Here is a 17,634-nt window from a genome sequence, read left to right as displayed (position 1 = left end):
TCAATGTCACAAGATCCTTTCCAGGAACGCGAAGCTGAAAAATACGCGAATCCTATCCCAAGCCGGGAATTTATCCTCGAACATTTAACTAAACGTGAAAAACCGGCCAACCGCGATGAGCTGGCCGCTGAACTCAACATTGAAGGTGAAGAGCAGCAGGAAGCACTGCGCCGCCGTCTGCGCGCGATGGAGCGTGACGGACAACTGGTCTTCACCCGTCGTCAGTGCTATGCGCTGCCGGAGCGTCTCGACCTGCTGAAAGGTACCGTTATTGGCCACCGTGATGGCTACGGCTTTCTGCGCGTTGAAGGCCGCAAAGATGACCTGTACCTGTCCAGCGAGCAGATGAAAACCTGCATTCATGGCGATCAGGTACTGGCGCAGCCACTGGGCGCGGACCGTAAAGGTCGTCGCGAAGCGCGTATTGTGCGCGTACTGGTGCCAAAAACCAGCCAAATTGTCGGTCGCTATTTCACCGATGCTGGCGTTGGGTTTGTCGTCCCTGACGACAGCCGTCTGAGTTTCGATATTCTGATCCCGCCGGAAGAGGTGATGGGCGCTCGTATGGGGTTTGTGGTCGTCGTTGAACTGACCCAGCGTCCGACTCGCCGCACCAAAGCGGTGGGTAAAATTGTTGAAGTGCTGGGTGACAACATGGGAACCAGCATGGCCGTTGATATGGCCCTGCGTACTCATGAAATCCCATATATCTGGCCGCAGGCTGTTGAGAAACAGGTCGCCGGACTGAAAGAAGAAGTGCCGGAAGAGGCGAAAATAGGACGTGTCGATCTGCGCGACCTGCCGCTGGTGACTATCGATGGCGAAGATGCGCGTGACTTCGACGATGCGGTTTACTGCGAGAAGAAACGCGGCGGCGGCTGGCGTTTATGGGTGGCGATTGCCGACGTAAGCTATTACGTTCGCCCGCCGACTCCGCTGGACCAGGAAGCCCGCAGCCGTGGCACATCCGTTTACTTCCCGTCGCAGGTTGTCCCGATGCTGCCGGAAGTGCTTTCTAATGGATTGTGTTCGCTCAACCCGCAGGTGGACAGGTTGTGTATGGTCTGTGAAATGACCATTTCGTCGAAAGGCCGTTTAACCGGCTTTAAATTCTACGAAGCGGTCATGAGTTCCCATGCACGTCTGACCTACACCAAGGTCTGGCACATGCTGCAGGGCGACCAGGAGCTGCGTGAGCAGTACGCACCGCTGGTCAAACACATTGAAGAGCTGCATAACCTCTACAAAGTGCTGGATAAAGCCCGCGAAGAGCGCGGCGGTATCTCGTTTGAAAGTGAAGAGGCGAAGTTTATCTTCAATGCTGAACGCCGTATTGAGCGTATTGAGCAGACGCAGCGTAACGACGCGCACAAGCTGATTGAAGAGTGCATGATCATGGCGAACATCTCAGCGGCGCGATTCGTTGAGAAAGCCAAAGAGCCAGCGCTGTTCCGTATTCACGATAAGCCGACGACCGAAGCGATTAACTCGTTCCGTTCCGTCCTGGCAGAGCTGGGACTGGAGCTGCCAGGTGGCAACAAACCTGAGCCGCGCGATTACGCTGAACTGCTGGAGTCGATTGCTGACCGTCCTGACGCAGAAATGCTGCAAACCATGCTGCTGCGTTCGATGAAGCAGGCGATTTACGATCCGGAAAACCGTGGTCACTTCGGCCTGGCGCTGCAATCTTATGCACACTTTACTTCACCGATCCGTCGTTACCCGGATCTCTCCTTGCACCGGGCGATTAAGTATCTGCTGGCGCAGGAGCAGGGCCATAAAGGCAACACCACGGAAACGGGTGGCTACCATTATTCGATGGAAGAGATGCTGCAACTGGGTCAGCACTGTTCGATGGCCGAGCGCCGTGCTGACGAAGCCACACGCGATGTCTCTGACTGGCTGAAGTGCGACTTCATGCTGGATCAGGTGGGGAATGTCTTCAAAGGCGTGATTGCCAGCGTCACCGGATTTGGCTTCTTTGTCCGTCTTGATGAGTTGTTTATCGACGGTCTGGTGCATGTCTCCTCCCTGGATAACGACTACTATCGTTTCGACCAGGTTGGGCAGCGCCTGACGGGGGAATCCAGCGGTCAGATGTATCGCCTGGGCGATCGCGTGGAAGTTCGCGTGGAAGCAGTCAACATGGACGAGCGTAAGATCGACTTTAGCTTGATCTCCAGCGAACGTGCGCCGCGTAATGAAGGTAAAACTGCGCGCGAAAAAGCCAAAAAAAGCGATGCGGGTAAAAATACCGGTAAACGTCGTCAGATGGGCAAAAAGGTGAATTTCGAGCCGGATAGCGCTTTCCGCGGTGAGAAAAAAGGCAGAGCCAAACCTCAGGCGGAAAAGAATGCGGCTGAGAAGAAAGGCGACAAAAAAGCGAAAAAGCCATCGGCAAAAACGCTTAAAATTGCTGCCGCCACCAAAGCTAAACGTGCGGCGAAAAAGAAAGTCGCACAATAACTGCCATAAACAGTAAGCCGGGCAATCTCGTGTTGCCCGCGTTATGCATAAACTATTAACGAGTACATTCATGAGTGAAATGATTTACGGCATCCATGCGGTGCAGGCTCTGCTGGAACGTGCGCCTGAGCGCTTCCAGGACGTCTTTATTCTCAAAGGTCGTGAAGATAAACGCCTGCTGCCGCTGATCCACGCACTGGAAGCACAGGGTGTTGTCATTCAACTGGCTAACCGTCAGTTTCTGGATGAGAAAAGCGAGGGTGCGGTACATCAGGGGATTATTGCTCGTGTGAAGCCGGGCCGTCAGTATCAGGAAAACGATCTGCCGGATCTGATTGCTACGCTCGATCAGCCGTTCTTTTTGATCCTCGATGGCGTCACCGACCCGCATAACCTGGGGGCATGCCTGCGTAGCGCCGATGCCGCTGGCGTACATGCTGTAATCGTACCGAAGGATCGTTCCGCTCAGTTGAATGCTACGGCGAAAAAAGTGGCCTGCGGTGCGGCAGAAAGCGTACCGCTGATCCGCGTGACCAACCTGGCGCGCACCATGCGTATGCTGCAGGAAGAGAATATCTGGATCGTCGGAACCGCTGGCGAAGCCGACCATACTCTCTACCAGAGCAAAATGACCGGACGTCTGGCGCTGGTGATGGGCGCAGAAGGTGAAGGTATGCGCCGTCTGACCCGTGAACACTGTGACGAACTCATCAGCATCCCGATGGCAGGTAGCGTTTCGTCGCTGAACGTTTCAGTTGCGACGGGCATCTGCCTGTTTGAAGCAGTCCGCCAGCGCAGCTAAACTATCTCCCTTATTTCTCTCTTCTCTCAAGCCATCTTTCGGGATGGCTTTTTTGTGACCGTTGTCCCATGCGTTCTCTCTGCTGCCTGACCATACTTAAAGCGACGGCCATTGACGGAGGGAGACACAATGCACTGGCAAACGCATACCGTTTTTAACCAACCTGTACCTCTCAATAACAGTAACTTATATTTGTCCGACGGCGCGCTGTGCGAAGCGGTTATCCGTGAAGGCGCTGGCTGGGATAGCGATCTTCTCGCCAGTATTGGTCAGCAGCTAGGGACTGCCGAGTCGCTCGAACTGGGTCGTCTGGCCAATGCTTTTCCACCTGAACTATTGCGCTACGACCCGCAGGGGCAGCGGCTGGATGATGTGCGTTTTCATCCTGCCTGGCATTTGCTGATGCAGGGATTGTGCGCCAACCGTGTGCATAATCTGGCCTGGGAAGAAGACGCGAGGCAGGGAACATTTGTTGCCCGGGCGGCGCGTTTCATGCTACATGCACAGGTTGAAGCAGGCACGTTGTGTCCGGTGACCATGACGTTTGCCGCTACGCCGCTGTTACTTCAAATGTTACCCGCCCCCTTTCACGACTGGCTGACGCCGCTGCTAAGCGACCGTTATGACTCGCATTTACTGCCCGGTGGGCAAAAGCGTGGGCTGCTGATCGGCATGGGCATGACCGAGAAGCAGGGTGGTTCAGATGTGCTGAGCAATACCACACAGGCAGAACGTCTTGTCGACGGCTCGTATCGGCTGGTGGGACATAAGTGGTTTTTCTCCGTGCCGCAAAGCGATGCCCATTTGGTGCTGGCCCAAGCAAAGGGCGGCTTATCCTGCTTTTTTGTACCGCGATTTTTACCTGACGGGCAGCGTAATGCCATCCGTCTTGAACGACTGAAAGATAAGTTAGGCAACCGCTCCAACGCCAGCTGCGAGGTTGAATTCCACGATGCGATTGGCTGGCTATTGGGCGAAGAAGGGGAAGGTATCCGCCATATCCTGAAGATGGGCGGGATGACGCGTTTTGACTGCGCGCTCGGCAGTCACGGCATGATGCGACGTGCTTTTTCCATCGCGATTTATCATGCGCACCAGCGACAAGTTTTTGGCAAGCCATTGATTGAACAGCCGATGATGCGTCAGGTATTAGGCCGGATGGCGCTCCAACTGGAAGGTCAGACGGCGCTACTGTTTCGGCTGGCGCGGGCCTGGGACCGTCGTGCTGATGCCAAAGAAGCGCTGTGGGCCAGGTTGTTCACGCCAGCAGCGAAATTCTCCGTTTGCAAGGTCGGTATGCCGTTTGTGGCTGAGGCGATGGAAGTGCTGGGCGGGATTGGCTATTGCGAGGAGAGTGAGCTGCCGCGCCTGTATCGTGAGATGCCGGTAAACAGTATCTGGGAAGGCTCCGGCAACATTATGTGCCTTGATGTATTGCGGGTACTGACAAAACAACCCGGCATCTACGATATGCTCAGCGAAGCCTTTGCGGAGGTAAAGGGGCAGGATCGGCATTACGATCGAATGGTGCGTCAGTTGCAGCAGCGTTTACGTAAACCCAGTGAGGCATTGGGACGGGAGATTACGCAGCAGCTTTTCCTGCTCGGTTGCGGGGCGCAGATGTTGCGTTATTCTTCTCCGCCAGTGGCGCAGGCCTGGTGCCAAATGATGCTTGATACGCGGGGTGGACTACGATTGTCTGAACAGGTGCTGAACGATTTGCTCCTGCGGGCAACGGGGGGGTTACGGTAATAACTTGCCTGATGGCGACGCGGGTGCGTCTTATCATGCCTACGCTCAGTCCAGGTCAGATAAGTTTACGCCATCCGGCAATCTGTTACGCATAAAGTATGGCCTGTACGCGCCAGTTGTCGGGCTGCTGGTCTTCGTACATCTGAATGATCCGATACCATGAGGCACCTTGTTCATCCGCTTTTAACGCGATTACACGTTCTACATCCTGCAGATTTCCTGCAATGTTACTGACAGAGATCAGGCCAATTTCGTTCAGGCCCGTAACGCAGTCAGCACTGGCGAATTCGGCAGACTGCGCCGTAGTGCCTGCCAGTCCGGCAGAAAGCAGCAGTGAGGATAAGGCAAGAGATTGTTTCATCGTCAGCTCCATTATTCGTACCCCTACACACGGCAGGGCATTCCATCGCGATAATAAACCTCAAGCTTCCTGCTGTTGGTTTATTGTGCACAGGTAAACGCATAGAGGCGCAAAGCAATGTAAAGCTGACTAAATTTCAACCCAATGTTATTTACGATACAAAATTGCCTGTGAATACCATTGGCCTGTCACGATGGTTTCATCTACTAATAAAACCACGTAGTAATCAGCTTTAGCCGCGACGGCTTTGGCACGGATCTCTGCCAGCGCATCATCCGGAGAGCCTCTTACCAGCGCGCTAACCGTCCCTAATCGCTGTAACCCATTACTCTGGTCACGGCGGATCTCCTGCGGGTGGTCGGCAACGGGCGGTGCGGGTTGCGGCGTTCCCTGTAGCACGCTACAGGCGCTTAAAAACATAACCAGCAACAAAGAGGCAAACCGACGCATAACTCTATCTCGTTTCCTGATAGCCATAGTGTAGTGCCTTATTAATTTCCCTTTAGGGGAATGTTCCCGAATTGTTATCTCTCACGCGATTTTCGAATGAAAATGTTGCGAAAGCGTAACCCAGTTCTCAACATTATGAATCATTGCCGAACACATTCGCTTGCGTTAAGCATTGCTGCATGGCATACCAGAAAAAAAGGGGCAACAAATGATAGAAATTGAGACACGACAGTTAGCTGGTATCCCTGTCCTGCACGCCGTTCCGGCTGGTAAACGCGAATGTTCACTCCCTTGTATTCTCTTTTATCACGGGTTTACATCTTCAAGTCTGGTCTACAGTTATTTTGCTGTTGCGCTGGCTCAGGCCGGATTTCGCGTCGTCATGCCAGATGCGCCCGAACATGGCGCCCGCTTTAAAGGTAATGCTCAGGAGCGAATGTTCCGCTTCTGGCATATATTGCAGCAAAACATGCAGGAGTTTACGACGTTACGTGCGGCTCTGGTGGCAGAAAATTGGCTTTCAGATGAGCGGCTTGCCGTCGGTGGGGCATCGATGGGGGGAATGACTGCATTGGGCATAATGGCGCGCCATCCTGAGGTTAAATGTGTAGCCAGCCTGATGGGCTCAGGCTATTTTACCCGGCTTGCGCAGACGCTTTTTCCTCCTTTACAGGTTCAGACCCCAGAGCAACAGGCGGAGTTTGATGCCGTTATCGCCCCGCTTGCCGAATGGGATGTTACGCATCAGTTGCCACGCCTTGCCGACAGGCCGTTGCTGCTGTGGCATGGACAGGATGATGATGTTGTACCGGCTGTTGAAACCTTCCGCTTACAGCAAGCGCTGATTCAGGCAGGTTTGGACAACAATCTGACCTGCCTGTGGGAAGCGGGTGTACGACATCGCATCACGCCAGAAGCGTTGGCCGCAACAGTGACGTTTTTCCGCCAGCACCTTTAAACGCGCATAATGCTCACGCCCTGAGCTTCAAGCTGTTGCAGAATCTCAGGGTTTGCATTTTTGCCGGTAATGAGCATATCGATTTGATCGGCGCGACTGAACAGCATTCCCGCACGTTCACCGACTTTACTGCTATCGACCAGCACCACCAGTTTACCCACCACGTTAAGCATCTTCTGCTCGGCCATCGCGGTCAGCATATCGGTTTTATACAGTCCGTCCGCGGTCAACCCTTTGCCGCTGGTAAACATCCAGTGTCCGGCATACAGGCTATTTTCACTGCCTTGCGGGCTAAGCGTGATGGATTGGCTTTTGTTATATTGCCCTCCCATGATGATCACGCTGTCATGCTCCTGGTCGATCAGATAGTTCGCCAGCGGCAAATAATTGGTGATGATCTGCACCGGCTTGCCGCACATTTCGCGACCCAGCAGGAAAGCGGTCGATCCGCAGTTGATCACTACGCTTTCACCCGCATTCACAAGCTGGGATGCTGCCTTGGCAATGCGAACTTTTTCATCGTGGTTCTGCGCCTGGTGAAGATTCATTGGCGTCCAGCGCGGCCGCTGCTGGGTAATAGCTTCTGCGCCGTTGCGTACTTTCTTGAGTTTGCCGCTTTCGTCGAGCTTGTTGATGTCCCGGCGCGCAGTGGCGGGTGAAATCCCCAGACGCTCAACTACGTTCTCAACGGTAACAAAGCCCAACTGCGCCAGCATATCCAGCAATATTTGATGTCTTTGTGCTTCAGTCATGAGCTATTCCGATACAAATTGATTTGAAAAGATGATATTTGAAATAGCCTGGAAATACTAAAGTAAATGGGAAAAAAATGCCGGGATGGCCCGGCATTTTGTGTGGATCACAAGAACGATTTAAACGGTAAATCCGGTTCAATGGTGAAGCAGTCATCAAAGCCGCGCGGATAGTGATATTCAAAGTTATCTTTGTCCAGCGGCCAGGTGAACTTGCCACCTACCTGCCAGATGAATGGCTTAAAGCCATACTTAAGGCGATCTTTTTTCATCTCCCACAGTACGCGGATCTCCTGCGGATCGGCCTGAAAGTTTGACCAGATATCATGATGGAAAGGGATCACCACTTTTGTATTCAGGGCCTCCGCCATACGCAGCATGTCAGAACTGGTCATTTTGTCCGTAATACCCCGTGGGTTCTCGCCGTAGGATCCGAGTGCGACGTCGATCTGGTGCTCGTTGCCATGCTTTGCATAGTAGTTGGAGTAGTGTGAGTCGCCGCTATGATAAAGCGTACCGCCCGGCGTTTTGAACAGATAGTTTACTGCGCGGGCATCCATACCATCCGGCAGTACGCCAGCGGCTTTCTGATCGGCGGGCAGGGTGATTAACGCAGTACGATCGAACGCATCAAGCGCATGAATTGCAATATCTTTCACTTTTACCACATCGCCTGGTTTTACCACGATGCAGCGCTCTTTTGGTACACCCCAACCGATCCACAGATCCACACAAGTCTGCGGTCCAATAAACGGCACGTCGTCGGCACAGTTCTGCATGACGGCTGCCGCAACATTTACGTCGATGTGATCGTTATGATCGTGCGTGGCCAGCACCGCATCGATCTGACGAATGGCAAACGGATCAAGAACAAACGGCGTGGTGCGCAGGTTTGGCTGCAGCTTCTTCACCCCTGCCATGCGTTGCATCTGGTGACCGGTTTTCATCAGCGGGTTACCGTGACTCTGTTTGCCCGTGCCGCACCAGAAATCGACGCAGACGTTAGTCCCGCCTTCCGACTTCAGCCAAATTCCGGTACAGCCGAGCCACCACATCGCGAAAGTACCTGGTGCGACCTGTTCCTGCTCGATCTCTTCATTCAGCCAGCTTCCCCACTCCGGGAATGTGCTCAGGATCCATGATTCACGCGTGATGCTTTTTACTTTACTCATCGCAATTACCTTCATGTTTGTTCAAGTTGAATCAAATTGTGATTTGTTTTGATTGATACTGACATCATTTTCTCAAGAAGGCAATGCGTTGATTTTTGGTGTTGAATGAAAAATTGTTAACAAATTACAACGTGACAAGATGGTTTATATGAAATGTATTTTTGTATTTTATTGTTTTGATTGGTTTTATTTTGAAGCGAATGAATTAGGAGTAAATCCACTCTGCAAGTAAGAGAATTATTTGCGTACTGCATCACATTTAATCAAATTCAATCTTGTTGTGATTACTTTTGAAAATTAGAGTGAGGGCACAACATCCTGGGCATCTGTAATGAATGTTCAGCAACTTCGTCTACTGGAGATCGTTATGGAGATCCTCTACAACATCTTTACCGTCTTTTTTAATCAGGTCATGACCAATGCACCGTTGCTGTTGGGTATTGTGACCTGCCTCGGCTACATCCTGTTGCGTAAAAGTGTCAGCGTTATTATCAAAGGCACGATCAAAACGATTATCGGTTTTATGTTATTGCAGGCAGGGTCGGGCATTCTGACCAGCACGTTTAAACCGGTAGTGGCGAAGATGTCCGAGGTTTACGGTATCAACGGTGCGATTTCCGATACCTATGCCTCCATGATGGCAACCATCGAACGTATGGGGGATGCCTATAGCTGGGTAGGGTACGCGGTACTGTTGGCGCTGGCGCTAAACATTTGTTACGTGCTGCTACGGCGGATTACCGGTATTCGTACCATCATGCTGACCGGGCACATCATGTTCCAGCAGGCGGGCCTGATCGCCGTCTCTTTCTACATCTTTGGCTATTCCATGTGGACCACCATCATCTGTACCGCGGTGCTGGTGTCGCTCTACTGGGGCATTACCTCCAATATGATGTACAAGCCGACCCAGGAAGTGACCGACGGCTGTGGTTTTTCCATCGGTCACCAGCAGCAGTTCGCCTCCTGGATTGCTTACAAAGTCGCGCCGTATCTGGGTAAGAAAGAGGAGAGCGTAGAAGATCTCAAGCTGCCAGGCTGGCTGAATATCTTCCATGACAACATCGTTTCTACCGCGATTGTGATGACCATCTTCTTCGGGGCGATCCTGCTCTCTTTCGGCATTGATGTGGTTCAGGCGATGGCGGGTAAAACCCACTGGACGGTGTATATCCTGCAAACCGGTTTTTCGTTTGCTGTCGCTATCTTCATCATCACCCAGGGCGTACGTATGTTCGTTGCTGAACTTTCAGAAGCGTTCAACGGTATCTCTCAACGCCTGATCCCGGGCGCGGTACTGGCCATCGACTGCGCGGCGATTTATAGCTTTGCTCCTAACGCGGTGGTCTGGGGCTTTATGTGGGGGACCATCGGCCAACTGATTGCGGTGGGCATCCTTGTGGCCTGCGGCTCTTCCATTCTGATTATCCCAGGTTTTATCCCGATGTTCTTCTCGAACGCCACTATCGGCGTATTTGCTAACCACTTTGGCGGCTGGCGCGCAGCGCTCAAGATTTGCCTGGTGATGGGGATGATCGAAATCTTCGGCTGCGTCTGGGCGGTGAAGCTCACCGGTATGAGCGCCTGGATGGGCATGGCGGACTGGTCAATTCTGGCACCGCCGATGATGCAAGGCTTTGCCTCCATCGGCATGGTGTTTATGGCCGTCATTATTCTGATTGCACTGGCTTATATGTTTTTCGCAGGACGCACGTTGCGTGCTGAGGAAGACGCAGAAAAACAACTGGCAGAACACTCTGCTTAATAAGGAGTTCCGATTATGACCGTACGTATTCTGGCTGTGTGTGGCAATGGGCAGGGCAGTTCCATGATCATGAAAATGAAGGTGGACCAGTTTTTAACCCAGTCAAATATTGACCATACGGTAAACAGCTGCGCCGTGGGTGAATACAAAAGTGAACTGAGCGGAGCGGATATTATCATCGCCTCTACGCATATCGCCGGTGAGATTACCGTTTCTGGCAATAAATATGTCGTTGGCGTACGCAACATGCTGTCTCCTGCCGATTTTGGACCAAAACTGCTGGAAGTGATCAAAGCGCATTTTCCGCAGGACGTGAAGTAAGGGGCGGCATATGAAATTACGTGACTCGCTGGCAGACAATAGTTCCATCCTTTTGCAAGCCGAGGCCAGTACCTGGCAGGAAGCGGTAAAGCTTGGCGTGGATCTGCTGGTTAAGGCTGATGTGGTTGAACCACGCTACTACCAGGCCATCCTTGATGGCGTTGAGCAGTTTGGCCCGTACTTTGTGATTGCGCCAGGCCTGGCGATGCCGCACGGCCGTCCGGAGGAAGGGGTCAAGAAAACCGGTTTTGCGCTGGTGACGCTGAAAACGCCGCTGGTGTTTAACCACGAAGATAACGACCCGGTCGATATTCTGATAACGATGGCGGCAGTTGATGCCAACACACATCAGGAAGTGGGCATCATGCAGATCGTGAATCTCTTTGATGACGAAGCCAATTTCGACCGTTTACGCGCCTGCCGCACCGCGCAGGAAGTGTTGGATTTAATTGATAACGCCACTGCGGCGGCTGTTTAAAAGGATACTAAAATGTCATTACCTATGTTGCAGGTTGCGCTGGATAACCAATCAATGTCTTCCGCGTATGAAACGACGCGTCTGATTGCCGAAGAGGTCGATATCATTGAGGTGGGCACTATTCTTTGCGTGGCAGAGGGCGTGCGCGCCGTTCGCGATCTGAAAGCGCTTTACCCACATAAAATTGTACTGGCGGACGCCAAAATTGCCGATGCGGGGAAAATCCTCTCCCGCATGTGTTTCGAAGCCAACGCTGACTGGGTCACCGTCATCTGTTGTGCCGATATCAACACCACCAAGGGTGCGCTGGAGGTGGCGAAAGAATTTAACGGTGATGTACAGATTGAACTGACTGGTTACTGGACCTGGGAGCAGGCGCAAGAGTGGCGTGACGCAGGGATTGGGCAAGTTGTATATCACCGCAGTCGTGATGCGCAGGCGGCGGGCGTGGCGTGGGGAGAAGCGGATATCAGCGCGATCAAGCGTCTGTCCGAGATGGGCTTTAAAGTCACCGTCACCGGCGGTCTGGCGCTGGAAGATCTGCCGCTGTTCCAGGGAATTCCGATTCACGTCTTTATTGCCGGCCGCAGTATTCGCGATGCCGCCTCTCCGGTGGAAGCGGCCCGTCAGTTCAAACGTTCTATCGCCCAACTGTGGGGATAAGGAGCGACTATGTTGTCGAAACAGGTCCCGCTCGGTATTTATGAAAAAGCACTCCCCGGCGGGGAGTGCTGGCTGGAACGCTTGCAACTAGCGAAGGAACTGGGCTTTGACTTTGTCGAAATGTCGGTTGATGAAACCGACGCTCGCCTGGCGCGTCTTGACTGGAACCGCGAGCAGCGACTGGCGCTGGTGGCCGCTATCGCCGACACCGGGATACGGGTACCGTCCATGTGCCTGAGCGCTCATCGTCGTTTTCCGCTTGGTAGTGAAGATGATGCGGTACGCGAACAGGGGCTGGAGATCATGCGTAAAGCCATTCAGTTTGCGCAGGATATCGGTATTCGCGTTATTCAAATGGCGGGTTACGACGTTTATTACCAGCAGGCCAATAACGAAACGCGTCGTCGGTTCCGCGATGGGCTGAAAGAGAGCGTAGAGATGGCGAGCCGTGCACAGGTGACGCTGGCGATGGAAATCATGGATTATCCACTGATGAATTCGATCAGTAAGGCACTGGGATACGCCCACTATCTCAACAATCCGTGGTTCCAGCTGTATCCCGATATTGGCAATTTATCGGCGTGGGATAACGACGTGCAGATGGAGCTGCAGGCGGGAATGGGCCATATAGTTGCCGTACACGTGAAAGATACCAAACCCGGCGTATTCAAAAATGTGCCGTTTGGTGAAGGGGTTGTCGATTTCGAACGTTGTTTTGCGACGCTCAAACAGAGTGGGTATTGCGGGCCATACCTGATTGAGATGTGGAGCGAAACGTCGGACGACCCGGCACGTGAAGTGGCGAAGGCGCGCGACTGGGTGAAAGCGCGTATGGCCAACGCGGGCCTGGTGGAGGCAGTGTAATGCAAAAACGTAAACAGCAGGTTTTTGAGGCCAACATGGATCTGCCGCGCTACGGGCTGGTGACGTTTACCTGGGGTAACGTCAGCGCCATCGACCGCGAACGCGGGCTGGTGGTGATCAAGCCCAGCGGCGTCGACTACCAAACAATGACAGTGGATGACATGGTGGTTGTGGATCTGCACGGTAATGTGGTGGAGGGACGCTATCGTCCTTCTTCCGATACCGCCACCCATCTGGCGCTGTATCGCCGTTATTCCTCTCTCGGCGGCGTGGTGCATACCCACTCAACCCACGCAACGGCATGGGCGCAGGCAGGTCTGGCAATTCCTGCGCTCGGCACGACGCATGCTGACTACTTCTTTGGCGATATTCCCTGTACCCGGGCTTTAACTGAAGCTGAAGTTCAGGAGGAGTATGAACTTAATACCGGTAGGGTGATTATTGAAACGCTCGGGGAGGTGGAACCTTTACATACGCCTGGCGTAGTGGTGTACCAACATGGCCCGTTTGCCTGGGGCAAAGATGCTCACGACGCGGTACATAACGCTGTGGTGATGGAAGAGGTGGCAAAAATGGCATGGATTGCGCGTGGCATTAATCCGGCGCTCAGCCCCATCGACAGTTACCTGATGAATAAGCACTTCATGCGTAAGCACGGCCCAAATGCCTATTACGGCCAGAAGTAAGAAAAAACGTTCCGGAGCCAACTCTTCATGGGGATGAGATCGGTCTGGCTTCGGGATTGTTTTGCAAAAAAAAGCCCCCAGTGAAGGGGGCAAGTCAAACTGTGGCAATGTTCTCGTTGGTTGTTTCTGGTGCTAGCGATAAATATCTGCACTGGCGTGCATATTTCCGTTACTACCGGGTTCCCTGGTGAGGATCACGTGATAGTAGGTTGCGCCTTGCGCATCGGTTTCTTCATTCAGGGCCTGAGTGGCTTCACTTTCAGTGGCGAAGTTATGATTTATGTAAATAACGCCTAAGCTCTGCACATCATCCATATTCCTGGCCTGATGATTGTCAATTTTGATGGCTGCCGTTGCATTTGCACTGAGCAAAAGTACAGCCAGAAGGGTCAAAACACGGGCTCGCATATGTACCTCCTCGACTGCGGTCTCTGGTTAGCTCTCTCCTGTGAGTGGATAACTTCTGATTTAATTTTAACCGCTGCCGGCGCAGTCGATAGCGACCATTTCTGATGCAATTGTTCAAAAAATTACCGCAAAGCCATCTTTTCTTTAATTAACAATCAGCTGATGCCTTCCGCTACGGTTAAAAATACCTGCCTTACGCGCATAAGCTCTTACCAAATAGTCAATTTAATCGGGTGAGTACGCCGTTTATAGTGAGCCAGATAATTAATATAACTTTATGATAATTAGGTAAAAACTTATGGATACTTCATTCATGGATTTCAGCTATTTCGTGATTATGTTTATGGTCGCGCTGGTGGCTGGCTTTATTAACGTGGTGTCGGGCGGCGGTGGTTTTCTCTCTATTGGCGCTCTCTTAATTTCTGGTTTACCCCCGGCTAATGCGCTGGCAACCAATAAAATTCAGGCACTGGGTAGCTCGCTAACCTCCGGAATTTACTTTTTACGCCGGGGACATATTAATGTGCAGGAGCACAAATATGTCTTTTTATCTGCCTTTATCGGTTCTGCGATGGGCACAACGCTTATCCAGTTTATTGAACCGGACGTGTTGAAGAAACTGCTGCCGATCCTGATTATCGCGGTCGCTATCTACTTTATTTCTGCGCCTAATCTTAGCGAACCGAAAAGGAAGCAGCAGGTATCCCTGTTTCTCTTCTCGTTGATCTGCGGGGGAGGTATTGGGTTTTATGATGGTTTTCTCGGTGCCGGGGCCGGCTCCTTTTATACGCTCTGCTATATCCTGCTGTGGGGGTACAGTATCGATAAAGCGCAAATCCACTCGAATTTTATCAACCTGGCGTCGAACATTGCCTCGATTCTGTTCTTCATTTTCGGCGGTAAAATGATCTGGTCGCTGGGGCTGGTGATGTTTGTCGGGCAATCCCTTGGCGCACGTCTGGGTGCGACAGTCGTACTGACGCGCGGCAAGAAAGTCATCCGACCCATGATTGTCATCGTCTCTATTTGTATCAGCGTCAAAATGCTGCTGGATATGTATTAATGGCGACATGATAAATAATCGTACAAGCACCTTGAGTTTAACTGCTGACCCCAGTATTATGACGCGTCATTTTTCAGCCGACCTTTAACACGTTCCTTGCCTCCATGGGCCTCGGCTGACCCAGACAGGAGGCTGAATAATCCGTAAGGAGCAATTCGATGCGTCATTACGAAATCGTTTTTATGGTCCATCCTGACCAGAGCGAACAGGTTCCGGGTATGATCGAACGCTACACTGCTGCCATCACTGGTGCAGAAGGCACGATCCACCGTCTGGAAGACTGGGGCCGCCGTCAGCTGGCTTACCCGATCAACAAACTGCACAAAGCTCACTACGTTCTGATGAACGTTGAAGCGCCGCAGGAAGTGATCGATGAGCTGGAAACTACCTTCCGCTTCAACGATGCCGTTATCCGCAGCATGGTTATGCGTACTAAACACGCTGTTACCGAAGCATCTCCGATGGTTAAAGCGAAAGACGAGCGCCGTGAGCGTCGCGATGATTTCGCTAACGAAACCGCAGATGATGCTGAAGCTGGGGATTCTGAAGAGTAATTTCTGATGACCAACCGTCTGGCGTTGTCCGGCACCGTGTGCAGGGCTCCCCTTCGAAAGGTCAGTCCATCAGGAATTCCTCATTGCCAGTTCGTGCTTGAGCATCGTTCTGTGCAGGAGGAAGCCGGGTTTCACCGGCAGGCGTGGTGCCAAATGCCCGTTATTATTAGCGGACACGAAAACCAGGCCATTACTCACAGTATAACGGTCGGTAGCGCAGTGACCGTTCAGGGGTTCATCTCTTGCCACAAGGCAAAGAACGGCCTGAGCAAAATGGTTCTGCATGCCGAGCAGATTGAATTGATAGATTCTGGAGACTAGCCATATGGCACGTTATTTCCGTCGTCGCAAGTTCTGCCGTTTCACCGCGGAAGGCGTTCAAGAGATCGACTATAAAGATATCGCTACGCTGAAAAACTACATCACCGAAAGCGGTAAGATTGTCCCAAGCCGTATCACCGGTACCCGTGCAAAATACCAGCGTCAGCTGGCTCGCGCTATCAAACGCGCTCGCTACCTGTCCCTGCTGCCGTACACTGATCGTCATCAGTAATCGGTCACGGTCCATTAATACGACTTTGAGAGGATAAGGTAATGCAAGTTATTCTGCTTGATAAAGTAGCAAACCTGGGTAGCCTGGGTGATCAGGTTAACGTTAAAGCGGGCTATGCTCGTAACTTCCTGGTACCACAGGGTAAAGCTGTTCCTGCTACCAAGAAAAACGTTGAATTTTTCGAAGCGCGTCGCGCTGAGCTGGAAGCTAAACTGGCTGACGTTCTGTCCGCTGCTGAAGCTCGTGCTGAGAAAATCAACGCACTGGAAACCGTAACCATCGCGTCTAAAGCTGGCGACGAAGGTAAACTGTTCGGTTCCATCGGTACTCGCGACATCGCTGACGCTGTAACTGCAGCTGGCGTTGAAGTAGCTAAGAGCGAAGTTCGTCTGCCGAACGGCGTTCTGCGTACCACTGGTGAGCACGAAGTGAGCTTCCAGGTTCACAGCGAAGTGTTTGCTAAGCTGACTGTAAACGTAGTTGCAGAATAAGTTTTTATTCTGATGACCGCGTAAAAGCGCCGGCCCTGTGCCGGCGTTTTGCTTTTCTGTTCCCCCGCTTTTCTCTCTGGCTATTCTTTATCCTTTTCGGGATAATCACAAAAATAAAACATTATTTCAAAGTGGTGATGGAATGGAACCAACGCACCAACCTCTGTTTGCGCGTAAAAATGTTGTCTATCTGAGCGCGGCGTTCTGCTGCCTGCTGTGGGGGAGCGCCTATCCGGCGATCAAAAGCGGATATGAGATCTTCCAGATTGCCACGGATGACATTCCCTCAAAGATTGTCTTTGCCGGATATCGCTTTCTGTTTGCGGGAATATTGCTGCTAATGCTGGCGATGGCGCAGCGAAAACCGATTGGTCGGTTAAGCCCGCGTCAGTACGGCCAACTCACGCTGTTGGGGCTGACGCAAACCTCGCTGCAATACATCTTCTTCTATATTGGCCTGGCTTTCACGACGGGGGTGAAAGGGTCCATCATGAATGCGACCGGGACCTTCTTCAGCGTGCTACTGGCCCATTTTATCTACCATAATGACAAACTGAGCTACAACAAAGCGCTGGGCTGTATCCTCGGCTTTGCTGGGGTGATGGTAGTGAACTTTAGCAGCGGAATGGATTTTAGTTTTAGCCTGTTAGGAGACGGCTCAGTAGTGATGGCGGCCTTTATTCTTTCTGCTGCCACGCTATATGGAAAACGTATTTCTCAGACGGTGGACCCGACGGTAATGACAGGGTACCAGTTGGGCGGTGGCGGTCTGGCGTTGGTTATCGGTGGCTACGCTTTTGGCGGCACGCTGACCGTACACGGTGCGTCTTCGGTAGCAATTCTGGGCTACCTGACGTTACTCTCTTCGGTCGCCTTTGCCTTGTGGAGTATTCTGCTCAAGCATAATCGTGTGGGGATGATTGCGCCGTTTAACTTCCTGATCCCGGTTTCGGGGGCGGTGCTGTCGGCGATATTCCTCGGCGAAAACATTCTCGAATGGAAATACGCACTGGCGCTGGTGCTGGTCTGTTCGGGGATCTGGTGGGTGAATAAGGTGAAGCGCTGACGCTTCACC

At 52.3% G+C, this 17,634-nt stretch carries 21 protein-coding genes; 16 read left to right on the top strand and 5 right to left on the bottom strand.

Going from position 1 to position 17,634, the window contains the following annotated elements; translation table 11 throughout:
* Window positions 1–3 precede the first annotated feature (3 nt).
* The 3 genes from rnr to SK39_RS09090 all read left to right on the top strand — a co-directional run bounded on the left by rnr (window position 4) and on the right by SK39_RS09090 (window position 5,020).
* Window positions 4–2,466 carry a ribonuclease R gene (gene rnr, locus SK39_RS09100; RefSeq protein ID WP_003025612.1) on the top strand — a complete coding sequence of 821 codons (2,463 nt, stop codon included), beginning with the start codon at window positions 4–6 and terminating at the stop codon, window positions 2,464–2,466.
* 70 nt (window positions 2,467–2,536) lie between these two features.
* Window positions 2,537–3,268 (top strand): 23S rRNA (guanosine(2251)-2'-O)-methyltransferase RlmB, encoded by a 732-nt coding sequence (rlmB, locus tag SK39_RS09095; RefSeq protein WP_003025615.1) that lies wholly within the window; start codon window positions 2,537–2,539, stop codon window positions 3,266–3,268.
* Window positions 3,269–3,397: 129 nt separating this feature from the next.
* Entirely contained in the window at window positions 3,398–5,020 is a 1,623-nt protein-coding gene (locus SK39_RS09090) for an isovaleryl-CoA dehydrogenase (protein ID WP_048216929.1), read from the top strand.
* An 85-nt stretch (window positions 5,021–5,105) separates the two neighbouring features.
* Here the strand turns inward: SK39_RS09090 and yjfN are convergent, their stop codons facing one another.
* Both yjfN and bsmA read right to left on the bottom strand, forming a co-directional pair.
* Window positions 5,106–5,381, bottom strand: a complete 276-nt coding sequence (gene yjfN, locus SK39_RS09085; RefSeq protein ID WP_003025637.1) for a DUF1471 family protease activator YjfN — start codon at window positions 5,379–5,381, stop codon at window positions 5,106–5,108.
* 147 nt (window positions 5,382–5,528) lie between these two features.
* Window positions 5,529–5,858: a biofilm peroxide resistance protein BsmA gene (gene bsmA, locus SK39_RS09080; RefSeq protein ID WP_003025640.1), complete on the bottom strand. Its 330-nt coding sequence runs from the start codon at window positions 5,856–5,858 to the stop codon at window positions 5,529–5,531.
* Window positions 5,859–6,039: 181 nt separating this feature from the next.
* Between bsmA and yjfP the strand changes: the two genes are divergently transcribed.
* Window positions 6,040–6,789, top strand: a complete 750-nt coding sequence (gene yjfP / locus SK39_RS09075) for an esterase (protein WP_016149449.1) — start codon at window positions 6,040–6,042, stop codon at window positions 6,787–6,789.
* Here yjfP and ulaR read toward each other — a convergent pair.
* Together ulaR and ulaG are read right to left on the bottom strand one after the other, a co-directional pair.
* Window positions 6,786–7,541: an HTH-type transcriptional regulator UlaR gene (ulaR, locus tag SK39_RS09070; RefSeq protein ID WP_003839504.1), complete on the bottom strand. Its 756-nt coding sequence runs from the start codon at window positions 7,539–7,541 to the stop codon at window positions 6,786–6,788. The genes yjfP and ulaR overlap by 4 nt on opposite strands.
* A gap of 107 nt (window positions 7,542–7,648) precedes the next feature.
* Window positions 7,649–8,713, bottom strand: coding sequence for an L-ascorbate 6-phosphate lactonase (gene ulaG / locus SK39_RS09065; protein WP_032937763.1), 1,065 nt, complete (start codon window positions 8,711–8,713; stop codon window positions 7,649–7,651).
* Window positions 8,714–9,080: 367 nt separating this feature from the next.
* Between ulaG and ulaA the strand changes: the two genes are divergently transcribed.
* Genes ulaA through SK39_RS09035 form a run of 6 tightly spaced genes read left to right on the top strand, consistent with a single transcriptional unit; the run spans window position 9,081 to window position 13,490 of the window.
* The gene (ulaA, locus tag SK39_RS09060) at window positions 9,081–10,478 is read left to right on the top strand and encodes a PTS ascorbate transporter subunit IIC (RefSeq protein ID WP_048216928.1); all 1,398 of its coding nucleotides are present in this window, start codon (window positions 9,081–9,083) and stop codon (window positions 10,476–10,478) included.
* 15 nt (window positions 10,479–10,493) lie between these two features.
* Complete coding sequence (ulaB, locus tag SK39_RS09055) at window positions 10,494–10,799, top strand: PTS ascorbate transporter subunit IIB (RefSeq protein WP_003025655.1); 306 nt, start codon at window positions 10,494–10,496, stop codon at window positions 10,797–10,799.
* 10 nt (window positions 10,800–10,809) lie between these two features.
* Window positions 10,810–11,277, top strand: coding sequence for a PTS ascorbate transporter subunit IIA (gene ulaC / locus SK39_RS09050; RefSeq protein ID WP_003025658.1), 468 nt, complete (start codon window positions 10,810–10,812; stop codon window positions 11,275–11,277).
* A 12-nt stretch (window positions 11,278–11,289) separates the two neighbouring features.
* Window positions 11,290–11,940 carry a 3-keto-L-gulonate-6-phosphate decarboxylase UlaD gene (gene ulaD / locus SK39_RS09045; protein ID WP_003025660.1) on the top strand — a complete coding sequence of 217 codons (651 nt, stop codon included), beginning with the start codon at window positions 11,290–11,292 and terminating at the stop codon, window positions 11,938–11,940.
* A gap of 9 nt (window positions 11,941–11,949) precedes the next feature.
* Window positions 11,950–12,804, top strand: coding sequence for an L-ribulose-5-phosphate 3-epimerase (locus SK39_RS09040; RefSeq protein ID WP_032937760.1), 855 nt, complete (start codon window positions 11,950–11,952; stop codon window positions 12,802–12,804).
* Window positions 12,804–13,490 (top strand): L-ribulose-5-phosphate 4-epimerase, encoded by a 687-nt coding sequence (locus tag SK39_RS09035; protein WP_003839510.1) that lies wholly within the window; start codon window positions 12,804–12,806, stop codon window positions 13,488–13,490. Before SK39_RS09040 ends, SK39_RS09035 begins: the two co-directional genes overlap by 1 nt.
* A gap of 132 nt (window positions 13,491–13,622) precedes the next feature.
* On the opposite strand, the gene yjfY is transcribed toward SK39_RS09035, so the two are convergent.
* A complete protein-coding gene (gene yjfY / locus SK39_RS09030; protein WP_003025668.1) occupies window positions 13,623–13,898 on the bottom strand; it encodes a DUF1471 family protein YjfY in 276 nt (91 codons plus the stop codon).
* Window positions 13,899–14,196: 298 nt separating this feature from the next.
* Between yjfY and SK39_RS09025 the strand changes: the two genes are divergently transcribed.
* The 6 genes from SK39_RS09025 to SK39_RS09000 all read left to right on the top strand — a co-directional run bounded on the left by SK39_RS09025 (window position 14,197) and on the right by SK39_RS09000 (window position 17,625).
* Complete coding sequence (locus tag SK39_RS09025) at window positions 14,197–14,961, top strand: TSUP family transporter (RefSeq protein ID WP_032937757.1); 765 nt, start codon at window positions 14,197–14,199, stop codon at window positions 14,959–14,961.
* A gap of 158 nt (window positions 14,962–15,119) precedes the next feature.
* Entirely contained in the window at window positions 15,120–15,515 is a 396-nt protein-coding gene (gene rpsF, locus SK39_RS09020) for a 30S ribosomal protein S6 (protein WP_003025672.1), read from the top strand.
* 6 nt (window positions 15,516–15,521) lie between these two features.
* The gene (gene priB / locus SK39_RS09015; RefSeq protein ID WP_003025674.1) at window positions 15,522–15,836 is read left to right on the top strand and encodes a primosomal replication protein N; all 315 of its coding nucleotides are present in this window, start codon (window positions 15,522–15,524) and stop codon (window positions 15,834–15,836) included.
* Window positions 15,837–15,840: 4 nt separating this feature from the next.
* Window positions 15,841–16,068, top strand: coding sequence for a 30S ribosomal protein S18 (gene rpsR / locus SK39_RS09010; RefSeq protein ID WP_000135199.1), 228 nt, complete (start codon window positions 15,841–15,843; stop codon window positions 16,066–16,068).
* A gap of 41 nt (window positions 16,069–16,109) precedes the next feature.
* Window positions 16,110–16,559 (top strand): 50S ribosomal protein L9, encoded by a 450-nt coding sequence (gene rplI / locus SK39_RS09005; RefSeq protein WP_003025676.1) that lies wholly within the window; start codon window positions 16,110–16,112, stop codon window positions 16,557–16,559.
* A 142-nt stretch (window positions 16,560–16,701) separates the two neighbouring features.
* Window positions 16,702–17,625, top strand: a complete 924-nt coding sequence (locus SK39_RS09000; protein WP_003844954.1) for a DMT family transporter — start codon at window positions 16,702–16,704, stop codon at window positions 17,623–17,625.
* The last annotated feature ends 9 nt before the right edge of the window (window positions 17,626–17,634 follow it).

This window comes from Citrobacter sp. BIDMC107, assembly GCF_001037575.1.
In the GTDB taxonomy this organism is placed as follows: domain Bacteria; phylum Pseudomonadota; class Gammaproteobacteria; order Enterobacterales; family Enterobacteriaceae; genus Citrobacter; species Citrobacter freundii.
This window is presented reverse-complemented; position numbering and strand designations above follow the sequence as displayed.